This window comes from Streptosporangium sp. NPDC048047, assembly GCF_040653115.1.
In the GTDB taxonomy this organism is placed as follows: Bacteria; Actinomycetota; Actinomycetes; order Streptosporangiales; family Streptosporangiaceae; genus Streptosporangium.
In genome coordinates this window covers 16,152-33,993 of sequence record NZ_JBEZNH010000047.1, presented here as the reverse complement: position 1 = coordinate 33,993, position 17,842 = coordinate 16,152, and the positions used below count along the sequence as shown (strand labels likewise).

Annotated in this window: 15 protein-coding genes; 11 read left to right on the top strand and 4 right to left on the bottom strand. The window is 72.9% G+C overall.

The window, feature by feature from the left end; all coding sequences use genetic code 11:
* The first annotated feature begins 10 nt into the window (after positions 1-10).
* Complete coding sequence (locus AB0D67_RS29920) at positions 11-1,057, top strand: dihydrodipicolinate synthase family protein (RefSeq protein ID WP_362943434.1); 1,047 nt, start codon at positions 11-13, stop codon at positions 1,055-1,057.
* A 112-nt stretch (positions 1,058-1,169) separates the two neighbouring features.
* On the opposite strand, the gene AB0D67_RS29915 is transcribed toward AB0D67_RS29920, so the two are convergent.
* Positions 1,170-2,375 carry a hypothetical protein gene (locus tag AB0D67_RS29915; RefSeq protein ID WP_362943322.1) on the bottom strand — a complete coding sequence of 402 codons (1,206 nt, stop codon included), beginning with the start codon at positions 2,373-2,375 and terminating at the stop codon, positions 1,170-1,172.
* Between the two features lie 71 nt (positions 2,376-2,446).
* Between AB0D67_RS29915 and AB0D67_RS29910 the strand changes: the two genes are divergently transcribed.
* The 5 genes from AB0D67_RS29910 to AB0D67_RS29890 all read left to right on the top strand — a co-directional run bounded on the left by AB0D67_RS29910 (position 2,447) and on the right by AB0D67_RS29890 (position 7,634).
* Complete coding sequence (locus AB0D67_RS29910; RefSeq protein WP_362943320.1) at positions 2,447-3,577, top strand: DegT/DnrJ/EryC1/StrS family aminotransferase; 1,131 nt, start codon at positions 2,447-2,449, stop codon at positions 3,575-3,577.
* A gap of 109 nt (positions 3,578-3,686) precedes the next feature.
* Complete coding sequence (locus AB0D67_RS29905; protein WP_362943317.1) at positions 3,687-4,928, top strand: extracellular solute-binding protein; 1,242 nt, start codon at positions 3,687-3,689, stop codon at positions 4,926-4,928.
* A gap of 18 nt (positions 4,929-4,946) precedes the next feature.
* Positions 4,947-5,813 carry a sugar ABC transporter permease gene (locus tag AB0D67_RS29900; protein WP_362943314.1) on the top strand — a complete coding sequence of 289 codons (867 nt, stop codon included), beginning with the start codon at positions 4,947-4,949 and terminating at the stop codon, positions 5,811-5,813.
* Entirely contained in the window at positions 5,810-6,676 is an 867-nt protein-coding gene (locus AB0D67_RS29895; RefSeq protein WP_362943311.1) for a carbohydrate ABC transporter permease, read from the top strand. Before AB0D67_RS29900 ends, AB0D67_RS29895 begins: the two co-directional genes overlap by 4 nt.
* 10 nt (positions 6,677-6,686) lie before the next feature.
* Positions 6,687-7,634, top strand: coding sequence for a dihydrodipicolinate synthase family protein (locus AB0D67_RS29890; RefSeq protein ID WP_362943308.1), 948 nt, complete (start codon positions 6,687-6,689; stop codon positions 7,632-7,634).
* Between the two features lie 37 nt (positions 7,635-7,671).
* On the opposite strand, the gene AB0D67_RS29885 is transcribed toward AB0D67_RS29890, so the two are convergent.
* From AB0D67_RS29885 to AB0D67_RS29875, 3 genes are all read right to left on the bottom strand, one after another.
* Positions 7,672-8,391: an amidohydrolase family protein gene (locus AB0D67_RS29885; protein WP_362943305.1), complete on the bottom strand. Its 720-nt coding sequence runs from the start codon at positions 8,389-8,391 to the stop codon at positions 7,672-7,674.
* On the bottom strand, positions 8,388-9,107 hold the full coding sequence (locus AB0D67_RS29880; RefSeq protein ID WP_362943302.1) for an amidohydrolase family protein: 720 nt from the start codon (positions 9,105-9,107) through the stop codon (positions 8,388-8,390). Before AB0D67_RS29880 ends, AB0D67_RS29885 begins: the two co-directional genes overlap by 4 nt.
* Positions 9,108-9,192: 85 nt before the next feature.
* Positions 9,193-11,118, bottom strand: coding sequence for a hypothetical protein (locus AB0D67_RS29875; RefSeq protein ID WP_362943299.1), 1,926 nt, complete (start codon positions 11,116-11,118; stop codon positions 9,193-9,195).
* A 173-nt stretch (positions 11,119-11,291) separates the two neighbouring features.
* Here AB0D67_RS29875 and AB0D67_RS29870 point away from each other — a divergent pair, with 173 nt between their 5' ends.
* From AB0D67_RS29870 to AB0D67_RS29850, 5 genes are all read left to right on the top strand, one after another.
* Positions 11,292-13,202 carry a PQQ-binding-like beta-propeller repeat protein gene (locus AB0D67_RS29870; protein ID WP_362943296.1) on the top strand — a complete coding sequence of 637 codons (1,911 nt, stop codon included), beginning with the start codon at positions 11,292-11,294 and terminating at the stop codon, positions 13,200-13,202.
* 15 nt (positions 13,203-13,217) lie between these two features.
* Entirely contained in the window at positions 13,218-13,895 is a 678-nt protein-coding gene (locus tag AB0D67_RS29865) for an amidohydrolase family protein (RefSeq protein ID WP_362943292.1), read from the top strand.
* Positions 13,892-14,611 (top strand): amidohydrolase family protein, encoded by a 720-nt coding sequence (locus AB0D67_RS29860; RefSeq protein WP_362943289.1) that lies wholly within the window; start codon positions 13,892-13,894, stop codon positions 14,609-14,611. The genes AB0D67_RS29865 and AB0D67_RS29860 overlap by 4 nt, the downstream gene beginning before the upstream one ends.
* Positions 14,608-15,729: a DegT/DnrJ/EryC1/StrS family aminotransferase gene (locus AB0D67_RS29855; RefSeq protein WP_362943286.1), complete on the top strand. Its 1,122-nt coding sequence runs from the start codon at positions 14,608-14,610 to the stop codon at positions 15,727-15,729. Before AB0D67_RS29860 ends, AB0D67_RS29855 begins: the two co-directional genes overlap by 4 nt.
* A 95-nt stretch (positions 15,730-15,824) precedes the next feature.
* Positions 15,825-17,834 (top strand): hypothetical protein, encoded by a 2,010-nt coding sequence (locus tag AB0D67_RS29850; protein WP_362943283.1) that lies wholly within the window; start codon positions 15,825-15,827, stop codon positions 17,832-17,834.
* Positions 17,835-17,842 lie beyond the last annotated feature (8 nt).

The following is a 17,842-nucleotide window of genomic DNA, read 5'->3' as shown; positions in this document are numbered from 1 at the left end:
CGTGCTCAGCATGGTTTCGGAGGCGCAGACGTCCGTACGCGACCTGTTCCGGCGCGGCCTGGTGATCCCGGCGCACCCGCTCGCGCTCACCGAGGACCGGAGGCTGGATGAGCGGCGTCAGCGGGCGCTGACCCGCTACTACGTCGAGGCGGGCGCGGGCGGGCTGGCGGTGGGCGTGCACACGACGCAGTTCGCCATCCACGGCACCGGCCTGCTGGCTCCCGTGCTCGAACTGGCGGCGCGGACCGCCGGGGAGTCCGATCGCGAGGTCGTTCTGGTGGCCGGGGCGACCGGGCCCACGGCGCAGGCCGTGGCGGAGGCGGAGCTGGCCAGGTCGCTCGGCTACCACATGGTGCTGCTCAGCCCGCACCGCGAGCTGGACGAGGACGCGCTCGTCGAACGGGCCAGGGCCGTCGGCGAGGTGCTGCCGGTGATCGGCTTCTATCTCCAGCCGGCCGTGGGCGGACGGCCCCTGTCGCGGGACTTCTGGACCCGGCTGGCCTCCGTGGAGTCCGTGGTGGGCATCAAGGTCGCCCCCTTCGACCGTTACCGCACGCTGGACGTCCTGCACGGCGTCGTGCGGGCCGGGCGGGCCGGCGAGGTGGCTCTCTACACCGGCAACGACGACCACATCCTCGCCGACCTCATAACCGGGCATCGGGTGGTGGTGGACGGCCGCGAGGTGGAGGTCGAGTTCGTCGGCGGGCTGCTCGGCCAGTGGGCCGTGTGGGTGCGGCGGGCCGTGGAACTGCTGGAGGAGGCCAGGCTCGCGCGGGGCGGGGACGACGCGGCGGTGCGGCGGCTGCTCGGCCTCGACGGTCACCTGACCGACGCGAACGCCGCCATCTTCGACTCGGCCAACGGCTTCCACGGGTGCATCCCGGGCATCCACGAGGTGCTGCGCCGCCAGGGCCTGCTGGCGGGACGCTGGTGCCTCGACCCGGCCGAGGACCTCTCGCCGGGCCAGCTGGCCGAGATCGACCGGGTCTGGGCCGCCTACCCCTGGCTCCGGGACGACGAGTTCGTCGCGGACGGCCTGGGCCGCTGGCTCTCCTGAGGCCGTGTCCGCCCGCCCGGCCCCCCTCCGCTCCACGGCCGCCCGGCCGCGGGGCGGGGCGGCGTCCATAGCCTTCCGATCGCGGGGCGGGGCGGTGTCCCCGCCCGCCCGGTCAGAGGGTGAGGCGGTAGAGGGTCAGGGGACGTCCACTGGAGCCGCTGCTGAGGTTGCCGGTCCGCTCCGCCAGGCCCGCCAGTTCCAGGCGGTGCAGCATGCGGCGGGCGGTGCGCTGCTGAACGGCGAGGCGGTCGGCGATCTCCCGCGTCGTCAGCGGCTCGTCCCCCGCGGCGGTCCGCGCCTCCTGGAGTCTCTCCAGCGTGGAGACCGACAGTCCCACCCGCCGGGCGATCACCGACAGGCTCTGCTCCTCCGCCCGGGCGACCGGCGCGGACTCCAGCACGATGTCGGTGTCGGCCCGCAGCGACAGGACCGCGGCCACCGGCCCTATCCGGCGGGCCCGGGCCAGCGCGCGGCGGGCCAGGCTCTCCGCTTCCGCCGCGCTACGGCCCAGGCCGAAACCGACACGGACCATGTCGTTGTCGGTGGCGAGCCGCGTCAGCATGGGCAGCCCGGCGAAACCGCCCGTGGCCTCGTACAGGGGGCCGCGGGTGGTCACCAGCAGGTGCGTGCCGCCGCGGAAGGCCGCCAGCGTGCCGCCGAGCGCCGCGGCCTCGCGCAGCAGCCCTTCGCCGTTCTCCACCTCGACGAGGCCGAGCGCGATCTGCGCGTCCTCCTGCGCCTGCCCTTCGGCGCTCAGCAGGAGCTGGCGCAGCGCCACCCGCACGGAGTGGACGGACGGCACCAGGCGCAGCACGTGCATCTCGTCGCGGAGGGCCTCGTGCACGGAGCTCAGGCAGGTGATCACCGCGTGCGCCGGGCCCTTCCGGTGGAAGGCGACGGCCTGCTGGGAGGTCGTCTTCGGCCGGTAGGGGAGCGTGCGCACCTCGCCGGCGGGCAGTCCGGCCTCGGCGAACGTGGCGTTGACCTCGGCGGTGGACAGTGTGTCGATCGACAGGCGGGTGACGTCCTGGCCCTCGTGCTGGAGGCGCACCAGGGCGCTGAGCAGCGTCGCGCCGAGATAGTCGACGAATTCGGCGGGACGGGTGAGCACCTCGGCGTCCCGGGAGAGCATGTACGGCACGATGCCGGTGAACAGCCATCCCTCGACCGCGGCGGCGTGCGCCTCGACGATCGCGGGCGCCTGCGACTCATGGTCGTAGTCGAGACGCAGCGTGCTGACGCCGGGCTGCTCCTCGCAGACGGCCGCCACGTCGTCGACCAGATCGTGCGGGCCGACGACCCCGATGACGGTCCCCATCGCGTCTCCTTCTCCTGTTTCGGCCCCGACCGCAATCTTATCGTGTGAGGTGTTCCGTGAAGTTTCCTTCCATGGCCGAGGCAGACGGCCGCACGCTCGGCGCCGAGGAGGTGGCCGCCGCCGAACGCGTGATCCGCTCCGGCATGCTCAACTCCGTCTGGGGCACCGAGGCGCGGGCGCTGGAGCGCGAGATCGCACGGATGTACGGCTCCCGCCACGCGATCACCTGCAGCTCCGGCACCGCGGCCCTCCACCTGTCGATCGTGGCGGCCGCGCCGGACCCGGGAGACGAGATCATAACGACCCCGATCACGGACTTCGGGACCGTCGCCCCCATCTTGGCGCAGAACGCCGTCCCTGTCTTCGCCGACGTGGATCCCGCGGACGGCAACCTCGACCCGGCGGCCGTGGCGGAGCTCATCGGCCCCCGGACGAGGGCGATCATGGCCGTCCACCTGTTCGGCGCCCCCGCGAGGGTGGGTGAGTTGCGCGCGCTCGCCGACGAGCACGGCCTGACCCTGATCGAGGACTGCGCGCAGGCGTGGCTGACCGAGCTCCCCGGCGGAGGGCTCGCCGGAACCGCCGGCCAGGTCGGCTGCCTGAGCCTGCAGCAGTGGAAGCACATCACCTGCGGGGACGGCGGGGTGACGATCACCGACGACGACGGGCTGGCCAGAAGGATGCGGCTCTTCGCCGACAAGGGCTGGGACCGCGCGACCGGGAGGTCGCACGCCGCCTTCGGGCTCAACTACCGCATGACCGAGTTGCAGGCCGCCGTGGCCCGCGCCCAGCTCGCCAAGCTCCCCGGAGTGGTCGCCGACCGCCGCCGCACCGCCGGACGGCTGCTCAGGGCGCTGGACGGCCTCGCGGGGGTACGGCCGCCGCGCCCGGAGGGCCACTCCTGGTGGCTCTTCCCCGTCGTGTGCCCCGGCGGCGACGCGCCCGAGCTGGCGGCGCACCTGGCGGCGGCCGGGATCCCCGCGCGGGCCGGCTACCTCGCCGAACCGCTGAACCGGGCGCCGGTGTGGGACGCGCCGATCTACGGCGCCTCCCGCTACCCCCTGGACGGCTACGAGCCGAACCCCTGCCCGCGGGCCGAGGCCATGGTGGACCGTACGTTGCTGGTCATCGACTGGAACGAGAACTACACGTCCGAGCACGTCGATCTGATCATCCAAGAAATGACGAAGTTCCGGGCGTGACCGTAGTTACGGTCATGTATCACCTATTGACCGCTGGACGGGGCCTTACTAGGTTTCGGTCGGGACCGGTATTAACCGGGACCGGTATTAAGTGGAAAGGAAGCCGCCGATGAAGAAGGCAACGGCAGCCGGCGTCGCCGCCGCGCTGAGCCTCGCGGCCGCCGGGTGCGGAGCCGACAGCGGCTCGGACAAGAGCGTCGTGACGCTGTGGATGTACCCCGTGATCTCCGACCAGGCGAAGAACCAGGCGTTCTGGAGCAAGGTCGAGAAGGACTTCGAGGCCGCGAACGCCGCGGTGGACGTCAAGATCGACCAGCAGCCGTGGGAGGGCCGCCAGGAGAAGGTCACCACGGCGCTGGTCTCGAAGAAGGGCTTCGACCTGGTCGTGCTCGGCCCCGACCAGCTTCCGCAGTACGCCGAGCAGGGCACGATCGAGGCGGTCGACGACGTGGTCGCCCCGGACAAGGCCGCCTACCTGCCGAACGCGCTCACCGGCCTCACCGTCGGGGGCAAGCTGTACGGCGTTCCGATCTACCAGACGATCACCGCCCCCATCTACAACAAGAAGCTGTTCGCCGACGCCGGCGTCGACAAGGCGCCGGAGACGCTGGCCGAGCTGAAGGCGACCGCCCCCAAACTGGCCGCCCAGAAGGTCGCCGTGCTCGACTACCCCGGCAAGCCCGAGGTCAGCCTCAACCAGAGCTTTTACCCGATCCTGTGGGCCAACGGCGGCACGGTCTTCGCCGCCGACGGGAAATCCGTCGCGTTCAACGGGCCGGAGGGCGTGGAGAGCCTGCAGCTCCTGCTCGACCTCAAGGCCGCGGGCGGCCTGCCGGAGAACACCGCCAGCAAGGGCAACGACATCGAGGGCGGCGCGCTGGCGAGCGGCAGGACCGCCATGTACCACGCGGCCACCGCGCTCCAGGCCGACCAGCTCGGCACGGCCATCGGCGCGGAGAACGTCGGGATCGGCCTGCCCCTGGAAGGGAGGAAGCGGATCGCGTTCGGCATCCCGGGCGCGCTGGTGCTGGCCAGGCACTCCGAGAACAAGGACGCCGCCAAGAAGTTCGCCGCGTACGTCGCCTCCCCCGCGGTGACCGCCGAACTGGCCAAGGAGTCGGGCTTCTTCCCCGCGCGCACGGACGTGACCGTGCCCGGCCAGACGGAGTCCTCCAAGGAGTTCGCCAAGTCCCTGCAGTACGCCTTCCCCGGTGACACCCACCCCAAGGCCCGCCAGGTGATGGGCGTCCTCGCCCCGCACATCCAGGCGGCGCTGCTCGGCAAGGAGGACGCCAGGACCGCGCTCGACGCGGCGGCGAAGGAGGCCGACCAACTGCTCGGCGGCAGCTGAGCGAGGAAAGGGATTCTGGTGCGTCATCGCCTGCGTGACCCGGTCGCCGGACTGCTGTTCGTGCTGCCCGCGCTCGTGCTCTTCCTGATCTTCCGGATCTTCCCGTCGCTGGGCGCGGCGGGGATGAGCCTGACGGACTGGAACATCGGCGGCGAGTGGAACTTCATCGGCGCGGACAACTACGCCCGGCTGCTCGACGACGTGAACTTCTGGCTGAGCCTCCGGGTCACGCTCGTGTACGCGGTGATCTACGTGCCGCTCACCCTGCTCGTGGCGCTCGGCACGGCGCTGCTGCTCAACAAGGTGGTCTTCATGCGCGGGCTGTTCCGCGGCATGCTGTTCCTGCCGTACGTGACCAGCTTCGTGCTCGCCGGCGTCATCTGGCGGTGGATCTACGAGTTCGACGGGCTGATCAACGGCCTGCTGGCCCGGGCCGAGCTCGGCCCGGCGATGTTCCTGGAGCAGTCGTCGCTGGTCCTGCCCGCGCTGGCCGTGGTGTCGGTGTGGAAGGGCTTCGGCTACTCCATGCTGATCCTGCTGGCCGGGCTGAAGTCGATCCCGTCCTCCTATCTGGAGGCCGCCAGGGTCGACGGGGCGAGCACGTGGCAGCGTTTCCGCCGCATCACGCTCCCCCTGCTCAAACCGACGATCTTCTTCGTCATGGTGATCGAGACGATCGGCGCGTTCCAGACCTTCGACACCGTGTACGTGATGACCGGCGGCGGCCCGGCCAGGGCCACCTACACACTCATCTACGGCATCTACGACCTCGGTTTCCGGTCCTTCGACTTCGGCTACGCGGCCACGTGGGGCATGGTGCTGTTCGCGATCGTGCTGGTCGTCTCGCTGGTCCAGCGCCGCTTCATGGACCGGGGGAACACATGACGCTCACCGCCGCACGTCCCGTCACCGAGGCCGGGACCGCCCGCGCGGCCCGCAGGCGCCGGTGGCGGACCGGGTGGCCGCTGGCGGCACTGCTCGCGGTGCTCTCGGTGCTGACCGTGAGCCCGTTCGTGGCGATGCTCGTCGTGGCGCTGTCCCCGGCCGGCCGGCCGACCCTGCCGCGACAGTGGCCCTCGTCGCTCACCCTGGACAACATCACGCGGGTGCTGGAGTCGTCCGGGTTCATCACCTGGACGGTCAACTCGCTGGTCTACGCCGTGGTCTCCGTGGTGGTCATCCTGCTGACCTCGTCCATGGCCGGGTACGCCTTCGCCAAGAAGCGCTTCCCCGGGCGGGAGGCGATGTTCTGGACGTTCCTGGCGACCATGATGGTGCCGTTCCAGGCCACGCTCATCCCGACGTTCGTGCTGGTCAACAGCCTGGACGGGGTGGACACGTTCTGGGGCCTGATCGTACCGACCCTGGCCAACGCGCAGGCCGTGTTCCTGATGCGGCAGTTCATCCTGGACCTGCCGGACGAACTGTTCGAGGCGGCCAAGGTGGACGGCGCCTCGGAGTGGCGGGTCTACTGGACGATCGTGCTGCCGCTGACCAGGCCGGTCCTGGCCACGCTGGGCGTCTTCGTCTTCCTGTGGCACTGGAACGACTTCCTGTGGCCGCTGGTCGTCGGGCAGAGCGACGCCACCCGCACGCTGACCGTGGGCCTGTCCACGCTGCGCACCGAGGAGGTGCAGCTGTCGGTGCTCATGGCGTCGGCGGCGGTGTCCGTGGTGCCGTGCCTGCTGGTGTTCTTCCTGCTGCAGCGCTACCTGGTGAACAGCATCGCGATGACCGGGCTGAAATAAGCTCTCCCGGGTGGACATCTCTGCCCGAAACCTCCGGGATCGGCTGCGGGGCGCGCTGATCGCCGCCGCGGCCACCCCCATGACGGCGTCCGGTGAAGTGGACCTCGACGTCGTCTCGCGCTATCTCACCGGCCTGGTGGCCGACGGCGCGTCCGCCCTCGCGGTGCTCGCCCACACCGGGCGCGGGCCGTACCTGACGCCGGAGGTCCGCGCCGCGGTGATCGGCCGTGCGGTCACGCTCGGCGTCCCCGTGCTGGTCGGGGTGGGCGGCTCGGACGACCCCTCCGACCCCGCCGACCCCGCCGACCCCGCCGTCACGGCCGGCCCCGCCGGCCTCGCCGTCGCGGCGGAGCAGGCGCGGGTGGCCGCGGAGCTGGGGGCCGCCGGCGTGCTGGTGTTCCCGTCCGCGCACGACCGGGTGGCGCTGCACGACGCGGTCTGGCGGGCGGGCCGCCTGCCGATGATCGCCTTCGACCTCTACACGATGCCGTGCCCGGAGGACACGATGCGCGAGCTGCTGGCGCATCCGGGGGTGGCGGGACTCAAGACGGCCCTGCTGGCGGACGCCGTCGGATGCCAGCGGGCCATCGCCCTCACCCGCGAGGCGGGCCGCCTGGCGGTCACCGGCGAGGACCGGATGTTCGGCCCCTCACTGCTCTGGGGCGCGCAGGCGGCGCTCGTGGGCGTCGCGGCGGCGAGCGTCGGCGTGACGGCTGACGTCCTGCGGGCCCACCGCGGCTCCGGGCTGCGGGCGTTCGAGGAGGCGTCGGGACGGCTGGACCGGCTCGCCGAGGTCACCTTCGCCGAGCCCGTGGAGGGGTACGTCCAGCGCATGCTGTGGCTGGCCGCCGCCGAGGGGCGCGTCCCCGAGTCCCATGCCGTGGACCCGTACGGGCCGCCGCTGCCCGCCGGGGAGCGCGCGGCGGTGCTGGGGACCGCCGGGCGGCTCCGCCGGTGACCGGCCGGCGCGGGCGGGACGGGCGGGACGGAGCGGATCAGCCGACCGGCAGGCCGAACAGACCGGCCGCGTTGCGCCAGGCGACCAGCTCGGCCACGTCGGTGGGCAGGTTCGCCGCGGCGACCGAGCCGTAGGCGGAGGCGGGGTCGATGAGCGTCGAGTCGGTGCCGAACAGCAGCTGCCGCGGGTCCACCGCGGCGGCCACCTCGGCGATGCGTCCCGCGGGGAAGTGGGACCAGCACGGCTCCAGGTAGAGGCGGTCGCAGGAGCGCGCGGCCTCGACGGCGTGGCGGAAGCCGTCCGCGCCCATGTGACCGGCGATCACCCGCAGCCCCGGGATGTCGAGGCAGAGCCGGGCCAGGTCGAGCACCGAGGTGCCCCAGGTGTGCACCAGCGCGGGGACGCCGTGGGCGGCGACGAGCTCCAGGGCGTCGCGCAGCTGCGGGGAGGTCACCGGGGAGCCCGTGTAGTCGGTGTGGATCTTGACTCCCACGAAGCGGCCCCCGGGGAGGTGGGTCCGCAGGTCCCGTTCGGCGTCGGCCAGGCGGCGCGGGTTGACCGTGACGTAGCCGTAGCAGCGGTCCGGCAGGGCCTCGGCCAGCGCGCGGTTTCCCGCCGAGGCGTCGTAGATGACGGCCTCGCTCGCCGAGACGACGGCCAGGTCGATGCCGTAGCGGTCCATGGCGGGCAGGGTGGCCCCGGCCACGTCCATGGTGAAGAACCACGGGCCCCAGTGGGCGTGGACATCGATGATCATGTGAGCAGCCTCCGCGCGTTCTCCCCGGCCACGGCCGTGACCTCCTCCGGCCTGAGCCCGCCGGTCGCCAGCCGCAGCAGCGGGACCGCCGGCTCGTAGTACGGCGCGCGCGACCCGAACAGCAGCCGGTCGGCGCCCAGTTCGGCGGCGACGGTCTCCAGCGCGTCGGGGGAGTTGAGCAGGCGCGTCGAGGTGTGGAAGCCGGGCTCGTCGGCGGCCGCCACCAGGAAGTCCCCCAGGTGGTAGAAGTGCGTGTCGAGGAAGACGACGTTTCCGCCGAGCCCGGCGAACGGCTGCCAGAAGCGCCGCACGTCGCCGCCCGTCAGGACCGTCAGCCCGAGCGCCGCCGCGCGCCGGGCCACGTGCCGGACGCCCGGGAATCCCGCCTCGACGCCCTGCTCGTCCGGGAACAGCCGGACGGCCCGCCGTCCGGCCCCGGCCAGGCGCTCCAGCTCGCGTGCCGCGCGCAGCGGGTCGCGCAGGTCCACCACGCCGACCGGCACGTGCGGCGCGGCCAGGCCGGAGATCTCGTCGTTGCCCGAGACCACGTCGAACAGCGCGGCCCGCAGGTTCGCCACGGCGCCCGCCCGGATGCCGTTCCCGGCGAGGAGGTCCGGCCAGGGCTCGGGCACGTCCCGGTCCGGGTAGGCCCCGGCGAGGACGTCGGCGTCGAGCGTCACCTCCAGCCCGTCGATGAGCCTGCGGGCGTCGAACACGTCTCTCTCCTCGGAAACTCGGCTGCTCCGGAACTCGGCCGTCCCGGAGGCTGGGCGCCCTGGACCCCGGTCGCCCGGGGACCCCTCAGATGGCGATCCGGATCAGGTTACGGCCCTTGATCGAGTACAGCGCCCGGTGGGAGGGGTCGAGGGCCAGCTTGGGCTCGCCGCCGAACCACTCTCCCGCGAGGCCCGTGACGAGCGCGGTGGCCCGCCAGCGGTCCAGGTCGACCGCGTACACGGCGTCCCGGTCCCCGGTGTACGCGGTGCGGCCGACGATCAGCAGGTCGCCGCCGCGGGTGCTCACCTGGAGGGTGCGGGTCACGGCCTTACGGCGCAGGTCGTACTCGAACAGCAGGCCGCCGCGCGTGATGCCGTACAGGGCGTGGGGTGTGCTGTCGAGCCCGGTGATGCCGGGCGCGCCGGGCACCGGCTCGACCTGCCAGAGCGGTTTCCGGGAGGTCAGGTCGAAGGCGGCCAGCCGGGCCGTGGTGGTGACCGGCGGCAGCCCGAGGCCCTCCTGCGTCTGGGTGCCGAGGTAGGCGACGCCGCGCCGGGTCGTCACCGCGTGCACGGTCTGCCGTTCGACGATCGGCCGGTACGTGACGTGGGTGCCGTCCTTCACCGAGTAAAGGGTCAGCGCGCCGTTCTCGTGGCCCGGCTCCGGCTGCGTCGGCATGACGATCAGCCCGGTCCTCTCGTCGTAGGCGAGGTCGCGCGGCCGGTCCTGCTGGTTGCCGGCGCGCAGCAGCAGGTCCGGCTCCGGGTCGCCCGCGCGGTGCGCGTAGAGCGCGGCCTGCGTGTAGACGCCCAGGTAGGTCAGGTCCCGTACGGTGACCAGGGTCTTCGGCTCGCCGGGGATGCCGAGCCGGGTGACGGCGCCGGTCGCGAGGTCGTGGACGTCGGCGCCGCTCTTGCCGCCGACGTAGACCCGGCGGCCGTCGCTGTGCACGGACATGGGCTCCTCGGGGGCGGCGCGCAGGCCGCGCTGGACGAGGTTGCGGTACTCGATGTCCCCGGTCGCCGGGTCGTACACGAAGACGGCGTTGTCCTGGACCCCGTAGATCCTGCCCTCGTGGGCGAGGATGCGGTGCGTGGCGGCCTCGAAGTACGGCACGCCGAGCACGTCGAGGACGCCGGTGTCCAGGTGGTAGCGGTAGAACGTGCCGGTCGGCCGTCCCGCGAAGTAGACGGAGTCCTCGTGGATCAGCACGGCGACCGTGTACTTCTCGCCGGCCGCGGTGGCCTTGACGACGCGGTGGTCGGAAGGGTCGTCCTTGCGGAGCACGAGCAGCTCGGCCAACGAGTTCAGGCCGCCCGCGACGTGGGTGTCCGAGATCGACATGCTGGCCACCCAGTCGCGGGAGGCGACCTCGGCCGGGAGCAGGTCGCGGGTCTCGCCGGTGACCCGGTCGATCGCGATGAGGTGGGCGTGGGAGCCGATCCCGCAGTAGACGTACCTGTCGTCGGCCGCGATGCTGCGCACGTACGCCTCGCCCGGGGCGGGCTGTCCGAGGTCGCGGCTCTTCCCGGTCGCCGGGTCGTACTCCCAGACCCGGCCCGGCTCGGAGCAGCCGAGGTAGATCTTGCCGTCGGGGGCGGCGGCCATGGTCCAGACGTAGTGGTCGGGATACTCGCCGACCTTGGTGACCTTCCCGGTGAGCGTGTCGATCCGGTAGAGGTCCGAGCGGACGTGGGTGGCGACGTAGACGTCGGTGCCGGAGGCGCACATGGCCCAGACGCCGATCCCCGTGGGGATCTCGTAGTGCGCGACGATCTTGTCGGAGGCGAGGTCGTAGGCGCCGACCACGTTCGGCGACAGGCCGCGGGAGCCGACGTACAGGACGCCGCCCACGAAGACGCCGTTGCCGAGCGGGCTGGCCACGCTGGCGGGCCCGAGGTCGGTGACGTCCCCGGCCGCGGCACGCGCGGCGGAGGCGGGGACGAGAGGAGATGCGGCGACGGCCGCCGAAGCGGCGGCGACCTGGAGGAATCTGCGACGGGGGAGCATACGGGGGGTCCCTTCGGATACGGGCGCGACCGCAAAACGGTCAGCCCATTGACCGAGCTTGCGGGAAAGGTTACGGTCTGGACCATTATTCGGCAAGAGTGAACACCTGTGGAGGTGTGGCCATGATCCGTGCCCGCGCGGTCGTACTGGCTCTGCTTGCGGCCTTACTTCCGATGGCGGCCCAGCCCGCCTCCGCTGCCGGCCGCGACGCCCCGGCGTACGAGACCTACGGCCCCGCCTCGCTGACCGGCGCGATCGTGGGCGCCGCCGTGGCCGACGGCAAGGCGTACGTCGTGACGCGCGGCCAGAAGCCGCCGGTGGTCGCGGAGATCGACCTGGCCACCCGGAAGGTGACCCGCACCGCCACGCTGCCGGACGGCCCCGCCGCGGGCGAGCCGGAGGGAGGGTGGGCGACCGCCGTCTCCGGCGGCAAGGTCTACATCGGCACCTATCCGGTCCCCGACCTCTACAGCTTCGACCCGGCGACCGGCGAGGTCGCGCGCCTGCGCTCGTTCGGCGCCAACGGCGGTTACGTCTGGAGCCTCGCCGCCGCCCCCGACGGAACCCTCTACCTCGGCACCTATCCCAGCGGGCGGGTCTGGGAGTACGTCCCCTCGACGGGCGCCGTGCGCGACTTCGGGGTCCTCGCCGCCGGTGAGCGGTACGTGCGCACGGTCGCCGCGGACGACACCACCGTCTACGCCGGGCTCCTCGACAAGGGCAAGCTGATGGCGATCGACCGGGCCACCGGCGCGGTCCGGGAACTGGCCCAGGGGCCCACCGGCATCGGCGCCATCGCCCTCGGCGGCGACCGCGTGTACGCCGCGAGCGGCGGCGTCCTGATCGACACGCGCAGGGACGGCACGGACACCCGGATGGTCGACACCGGCCTGAGCAGCTTCGACGCGCTCGCCGTCGCGCCGGACGGCACCGTCTACATCACCTCCCGCCCCGACGGGGCCGTCCACGCCTACCGGGACGGCGCGGTCACGAAGATCGCCGAACCGCCGTCGCCCGGCGACGAGACCCGGCGGCTGGTCCTCGACGGACCGACGCTGACCGGCTTCGCCGGCAGCGGCGGCCTCTGGCGGCTCGACCTGCCCACGGCGAAGTCGCGGTTCACCGACCTGATCGAGGCGGGTCTGCCGGCCGGCGCGGAACGGCCGCAGAGCATGCTGCTCGTGCCGAACCGGGCGCTCTACGTCGGCGGCCACTTCTGGATGGACGTCCGCGACCTGCGCACCGGCGAGAAGCGGCGCTTCCGGGTGCCCGGCGAGCCGAAGGACCTGGTCCGGCGCGGCAACAAGATCTACGCCGCGATGTACCCCAGCGGGCAGATCATCTCGATCGACATCCGCGACGACTCGGTCCGCAGCCTCGGCTTCCTCGGACACGGGCAGCAGCGGCCGTGGGACCTGGAGTACGACGAGGCGACCGACAGACTCCTCGTCGCCTCGGCCCCGCTGGGCGCCGCCCTGGAGGGCGCGCTCTCGGTGGTGGACCCCGACACCGGGAAGATGGACGTCTACGTCGGCGTCATCCGCGACGAGAGCCTGATGAGCCTCAGCGTGGACTCCAAGGCGGGCGTCGTGTACCTCGGCGGCGACGTGCTCGGCGGCGGGGGCACGCCCCCGACCCGGACGTCGGCCTCGATCGCCGCGTTCGACCTGCGCAGCCGTACGGTGCTGTGGGAGGCGGAACCGCTCGCCGGCAACCGCACGATCCAGGACGTCAAGGTCCACGACGGGCTGCTGTACGCGGTGTACAAGCGGAACTCCGGCGCCTGGATCGCGCTCGACCTCGCCGACCGGACGATCAGGCACCGGGGCACGCTGTCCGGGTACGGCGAGCTGACCGTCCACCGGGGACGGGTCTTCGCGCAGACCTTCTTCGGCGGCGGCAACGCGTACGAGCTGGGCGATACGGCCAGGCTCCTGGCCACCGGCCTGGGCGACGAGTGGTACACGAACCCGCAGCTCCACTTCGCCCCCGGCTCCTGGGACGCCTGGACGCTCGTCGGGCGGAACCTGGCGAAGGTGACGCTCGACCCGCGCCGCCCGGCCTTGACCGCCACGGAACCCTGACCTAGGTTTCGGCCCATGCCGAAATTAGTGATCGATGCCCACCGGCTCATAGGACCCGTGCCGTTCGACGACCTGCCGGCGGACCCACGGCCCGACATGGACCGGCTGGGCGTCGATCGCGCCCTGGTGACCCACACGCTCAGCCTGTACAGCGACCCCGAGGACGGAAACCGTGCGCTCCGCGCGCTGGACGACCCCCGGCTCCTTCCCGTCCCGGTGCTGGTGCCGACGGCGACGGAGCAGCCGCCGGCGTGGGACGTGCCGATGGTCCGGCTCTGCCCGGAACGGCACCGGTTCGACGTGACCGGGCCGACGACGCGGCGCTGGCTGGACGCCCTGGGGCTTCCCGTCGCCGTCGACCTGGAGGAGGCGTCCCCGGCCCAGCTCCGCGAGGTCTCACGGCACGTCCCGAAACTCCTGGTCCTCAATCCCGGCTACCGGCGGCTCCGCGCCGTCGCCGAACTGATGGCGGAGGCCCCCAACGTCTACCTGGAGATCGGCACGGTGAACACCCAGCGCGGGGTCGAGTGGCTGGCGGAGCGCTTCGGCGCGCGCCGCCTGGTCTTCGGCACCGGGGCGCCCGTCATGGACGACTGCGGCCCGCGTCTCCTCCTCGACCACCTGGACCTCCCCCCGGACGACGTGGCCCTGATCGCCGCGGGGGGCGATCTGCTCGGGGAGGCGGGCCGATGATCCTGGACGCCCACGGGCACCTCGGCACCTGGCCCGACTTCCTCATCCCCGACCCGTCCGCCGACGGCATGGTCGGCCTCATGGACCGCCTCGGCATCGACGCCATCGGCGTCAGCCACCTGCTCGCCGTCGGCCCCGACCCGGTCACCGGCAACCGGCTGGCCTTCGAGGCCGCCGCCGCGCACCCCGGGCGCTTCGGCGTCTGGGAGGTCTACAACCCGCACCGGCGCAACCCGGTCGGCTCCCCGGGGATCTGGGGGATCAAACTCCACCCGGACGTCCATCAGTGCCGCCTGGACGACCCGCGCTACGAACCCGTCTGGGAGCTGGGCCTGCCGGTCCTCGCGCACGGCCAGACGGACTCACCGTGGAGCGACCCGGAGCGGTTCGGCACGGTCGCCCGCCGCCACCCGCGGGTCCCGCTGCTGATGGGGCACGCGGGGCTCCACCCGTACGGCTTCGCCCGCGCGGCCCGCATCGCGGCCGAACATCCCAGCCTCTACCTGGAGACCTGCGGCTCCAAGATGACCGGCCGCTGGACGGCCCGGCTCGTCGAGCTGGCCGGGGCGGACCGGGTGATCTACGGCTCCGACGCCTGCTTCCTCGACCTGCGGCAGGGCTTCGGACGGGCCGCCCTCGCACCGCTCACCGACGACGACCGGGCGCGCGTCCTCGGCGGCAACCTCGCACGCGTCCTCGGGAGGAACCAGCCGTGAAACCCGCCATCGACGGAGGAGTCCCCGTCCGCACCCGGCCCTGGCCCGAGTGGCCGCCGCCCCTCGACGACCGGCAGCGCGCCCTGGTGACCGAGGTGCTCGACAGCGGCCGGTGGGGCGGCGGCCCGGTCTGCGCCGAGCTGACCGCCGCCTTCGCCCGCCGGGCCGGCGTCCCGTACGGCGTCACGGTGGGCAACGCCACCCTCGGTCTGTTCGCCGCGATGAGGGGACTCGGGATCGGCCCGGGGGACGAGGTGATCGTCCCGGCGTACACCTTCGTCGCCTCGGCCACGTCCGTGCTGCTCACCGGCGCGACCCCGGTCATCGTCGACGTGGACCCCGGCCACCTGCGCCTCGACCCCGCCGCCGTCGGGGCCGCCGTGACCGGCCGGACGGCCGCGGTCATGCCGGTGCACCTGGCCGGCGGCCCGGCGGAGATGGACGAGATCACCGCGGTGGCCGCACGGCACGGGCTGAAGGTCATCGAGGACGCCGCGCAGGCCCACGGCGCGGAGTACCGCGGCAGGCCGGTGGGGGGCCTGGGGGACGCCGGGGTGTTCAGCTTCCAGTCGAGCAAGGCCATGACCGCCGGCGAGGGCGGCCTCATCGTCTGCCGCGACGCGGCGGCGCACGCGGCGATCTGGTCGGCCTGCAACGTCGGCCGCGCCATCGGCGGCGAATGGTACGGCCATCCCGCCGTCGGCTGGAACCTGCGGCTGACGGACATCCAGGCCGCTCTCCTGCTGCCCTGGCTCGACCGGCTCGACGCGGAGATCGACCGGCGGGAGGCGTTCTGCCGCGCGCTCGACCTCACCGGCCTGCCCGTCAGCGCGGTGCCCGCACCGCCCGGCACCACCCGCGACTCGCGCCACCTCCTCATGCTCCGCCACGACCCGTCGGTGGACCGGGCCCGGCTGCTGGCCGCCATGGCCGCCGAGGGCGTGCCGCTGGAGGCCGGATACCCGCCCCTGGGCACCCTGGACGCCCTCCACGCGGCACGGGCCGAGCCCTGCCCGGCCGCGGAGGAGGCGGCCCGGACCGTGGTCTGGGTCCGCCAGAACATGCTCATGGACGACCCCGCCGACCTCGTCGAAGCCCTGCACAAGGTGCTGGCGTGACGCCGGCGCGGCCGGGCGGGGGCGGCAACCCGCTCGTCACCGGCAGGACACTCCCCCGGTGCCCTCCGGTGCCTTCACTGGAAAAGGAGAACCGCATGCCGGCTTTCCGATCACGCGCGGGGCGGGCCGCGGCGCTCGCGCTCGTCCTCGCGCTCACGCCGCTCTCCCCCATCTCCCCTCTGTCCCCGCTCAGCCCACCGGCCCCCGCCCGGGCGGCCGCCGCGCCGCCCACGGGGTGCGGATTCACCACCCTCGGCAGGCTCCCGCTGAGCGGCGCCACCACCGCGGGCGCCGCCTACGACCCGGACGCGCCCGGCGGTCCGCGCGTCTACTCCGTCACCTCCAGCGCGTCCGGGCCCGCGATCCTCGGGGTCCGGGACGCGCTCGACGGCCGCCTCGTCGCCGAGCGCCCGCTCCCGCGGGCGCTCGGCTCGTGGGCCGTGACCGTCACGCCCGACCACTCGGTGTACGTCGGCTCGTACAACGCGGCGGCGGACGCGATGGGACGGCTGTTCCGGTACGCGCCGGACACCGAAACGGTCAGCGAGCTGGGCGTCCCGATCGCCGGTGAGACCTTCGTCTGGACGGTCGCCGCCGACGGCACATCCGTCTACGGCGGCACCTCGCCCTCCGGCAGGCTCTTCCGCCACGACACGGCCACCGGCGAGACGACCGACCTCGGCAGCCCCGTCCCCGGCGAGCAGTACGTCCGCGACCTGGCCGTCGGCGAGGACGGCACGGTGTACGCGGGCGTCGGCGCGCAGAGCATGAAGGTCGCCGTCGTCAAGGACGGCACGACCACCGCCGTCATCGAACCGCCGATCGAGGGCCACGGCACCGCCTACGACCTGGACGTCGTCGGCCACCACCTGCTCGTCCGGTTCGCCACCTCCACCGACGGCAACCCGATGGGCGTCTACGACCTCGCCTCGGGCGCCTGGACCGACCTGGTGGACGACGTCGACAGCCTCACCGTGGGCGGCGGACGGCACGGCCACCAGGTCTACCTGGTCCAGCACGACGAACTCGTCGCCTACGACCTGAAGACCGAGAAGATCACCCGCACCGGCTTCACCGACTTCGGCGGCGGCGCGGCAAGGGTCCTGGGCTGGTCCGGCACCACCCTCATCGGGACCAGCTCGACCGGCCGCATCTGGCACTACGACCGGAAGACCCGCCGGGGCGAGCTGCTGGACGCCACGCTGACCGGGCAGCCGGTGAGCATCCGCTCCATGACGGTCGGACCGGACCAGCGGATCTACGCCGGCGGCTTCTTCACCGGCGGCCTGGCCGCCTACGACCCGGCCACCGGGGAGTCGCAGTTCTGGCCCAACGTCGGCCAGAGCGAGGGGATGGTCACCCACAAGGGCAAGCTCTACCTGGGCGTCTACCCGTGGGCCCGGATCTACGAATGGGACGGCTCCCAGCCCCGGCTGCTGCTCAACCTGGCCGACCATGAGCAGGACCGCCCGTTCGCGATGGTCTCGGCGGGCGACCGGCTGGCCTTCGGCACCGTTCCCAAGGCCGGGACCGTGGGCGGCGCGCTCGGCCTGCTCGACCCGGAGACCGGCGAGGCCGTCATCAGGCGGAACATCGTCCCGGGCCACAGCGTCATCGGTCTCGCCCACCGTGACGGCGTCCTCTACGGCGCGACCTCCGCCTTCGGCGCCACCGGCGTGCCGCAGGACACGGCGGCGTACGTCTTCGCCTATGACATCGCCACCGACAAGGTGCTGTGGCGGACCGCACCCGTCCCCGGCGACCTCGCGCTCGGTTCCATCACCTTCGACGACCGGGGCATGCTGTGGGGCCTGACCCCCGACGCGGTCTTCGAGATGGACCCGGCCACCGGAACGACCCTCCGTACGGCCAGGCACCAGACCTACGCGTGGGGCTCCCAGACCCAGGTCTGGCTCGACACCGCCATCACCCTCGGCTCCGACGGCCGCCTCTACGGCAAGGCCCAGGGCAAGGCCTACCGGATCGACCGGGCCACCCTCTCCTTCACCCTCATCGCGCGCCCGATCTCGCTCCTGCTCAAGGGACCCGACGGACACATGTACCTCTCGCGCAACGAGAACTTCCACACCTACCGTCTCTGCTGACACCCCCC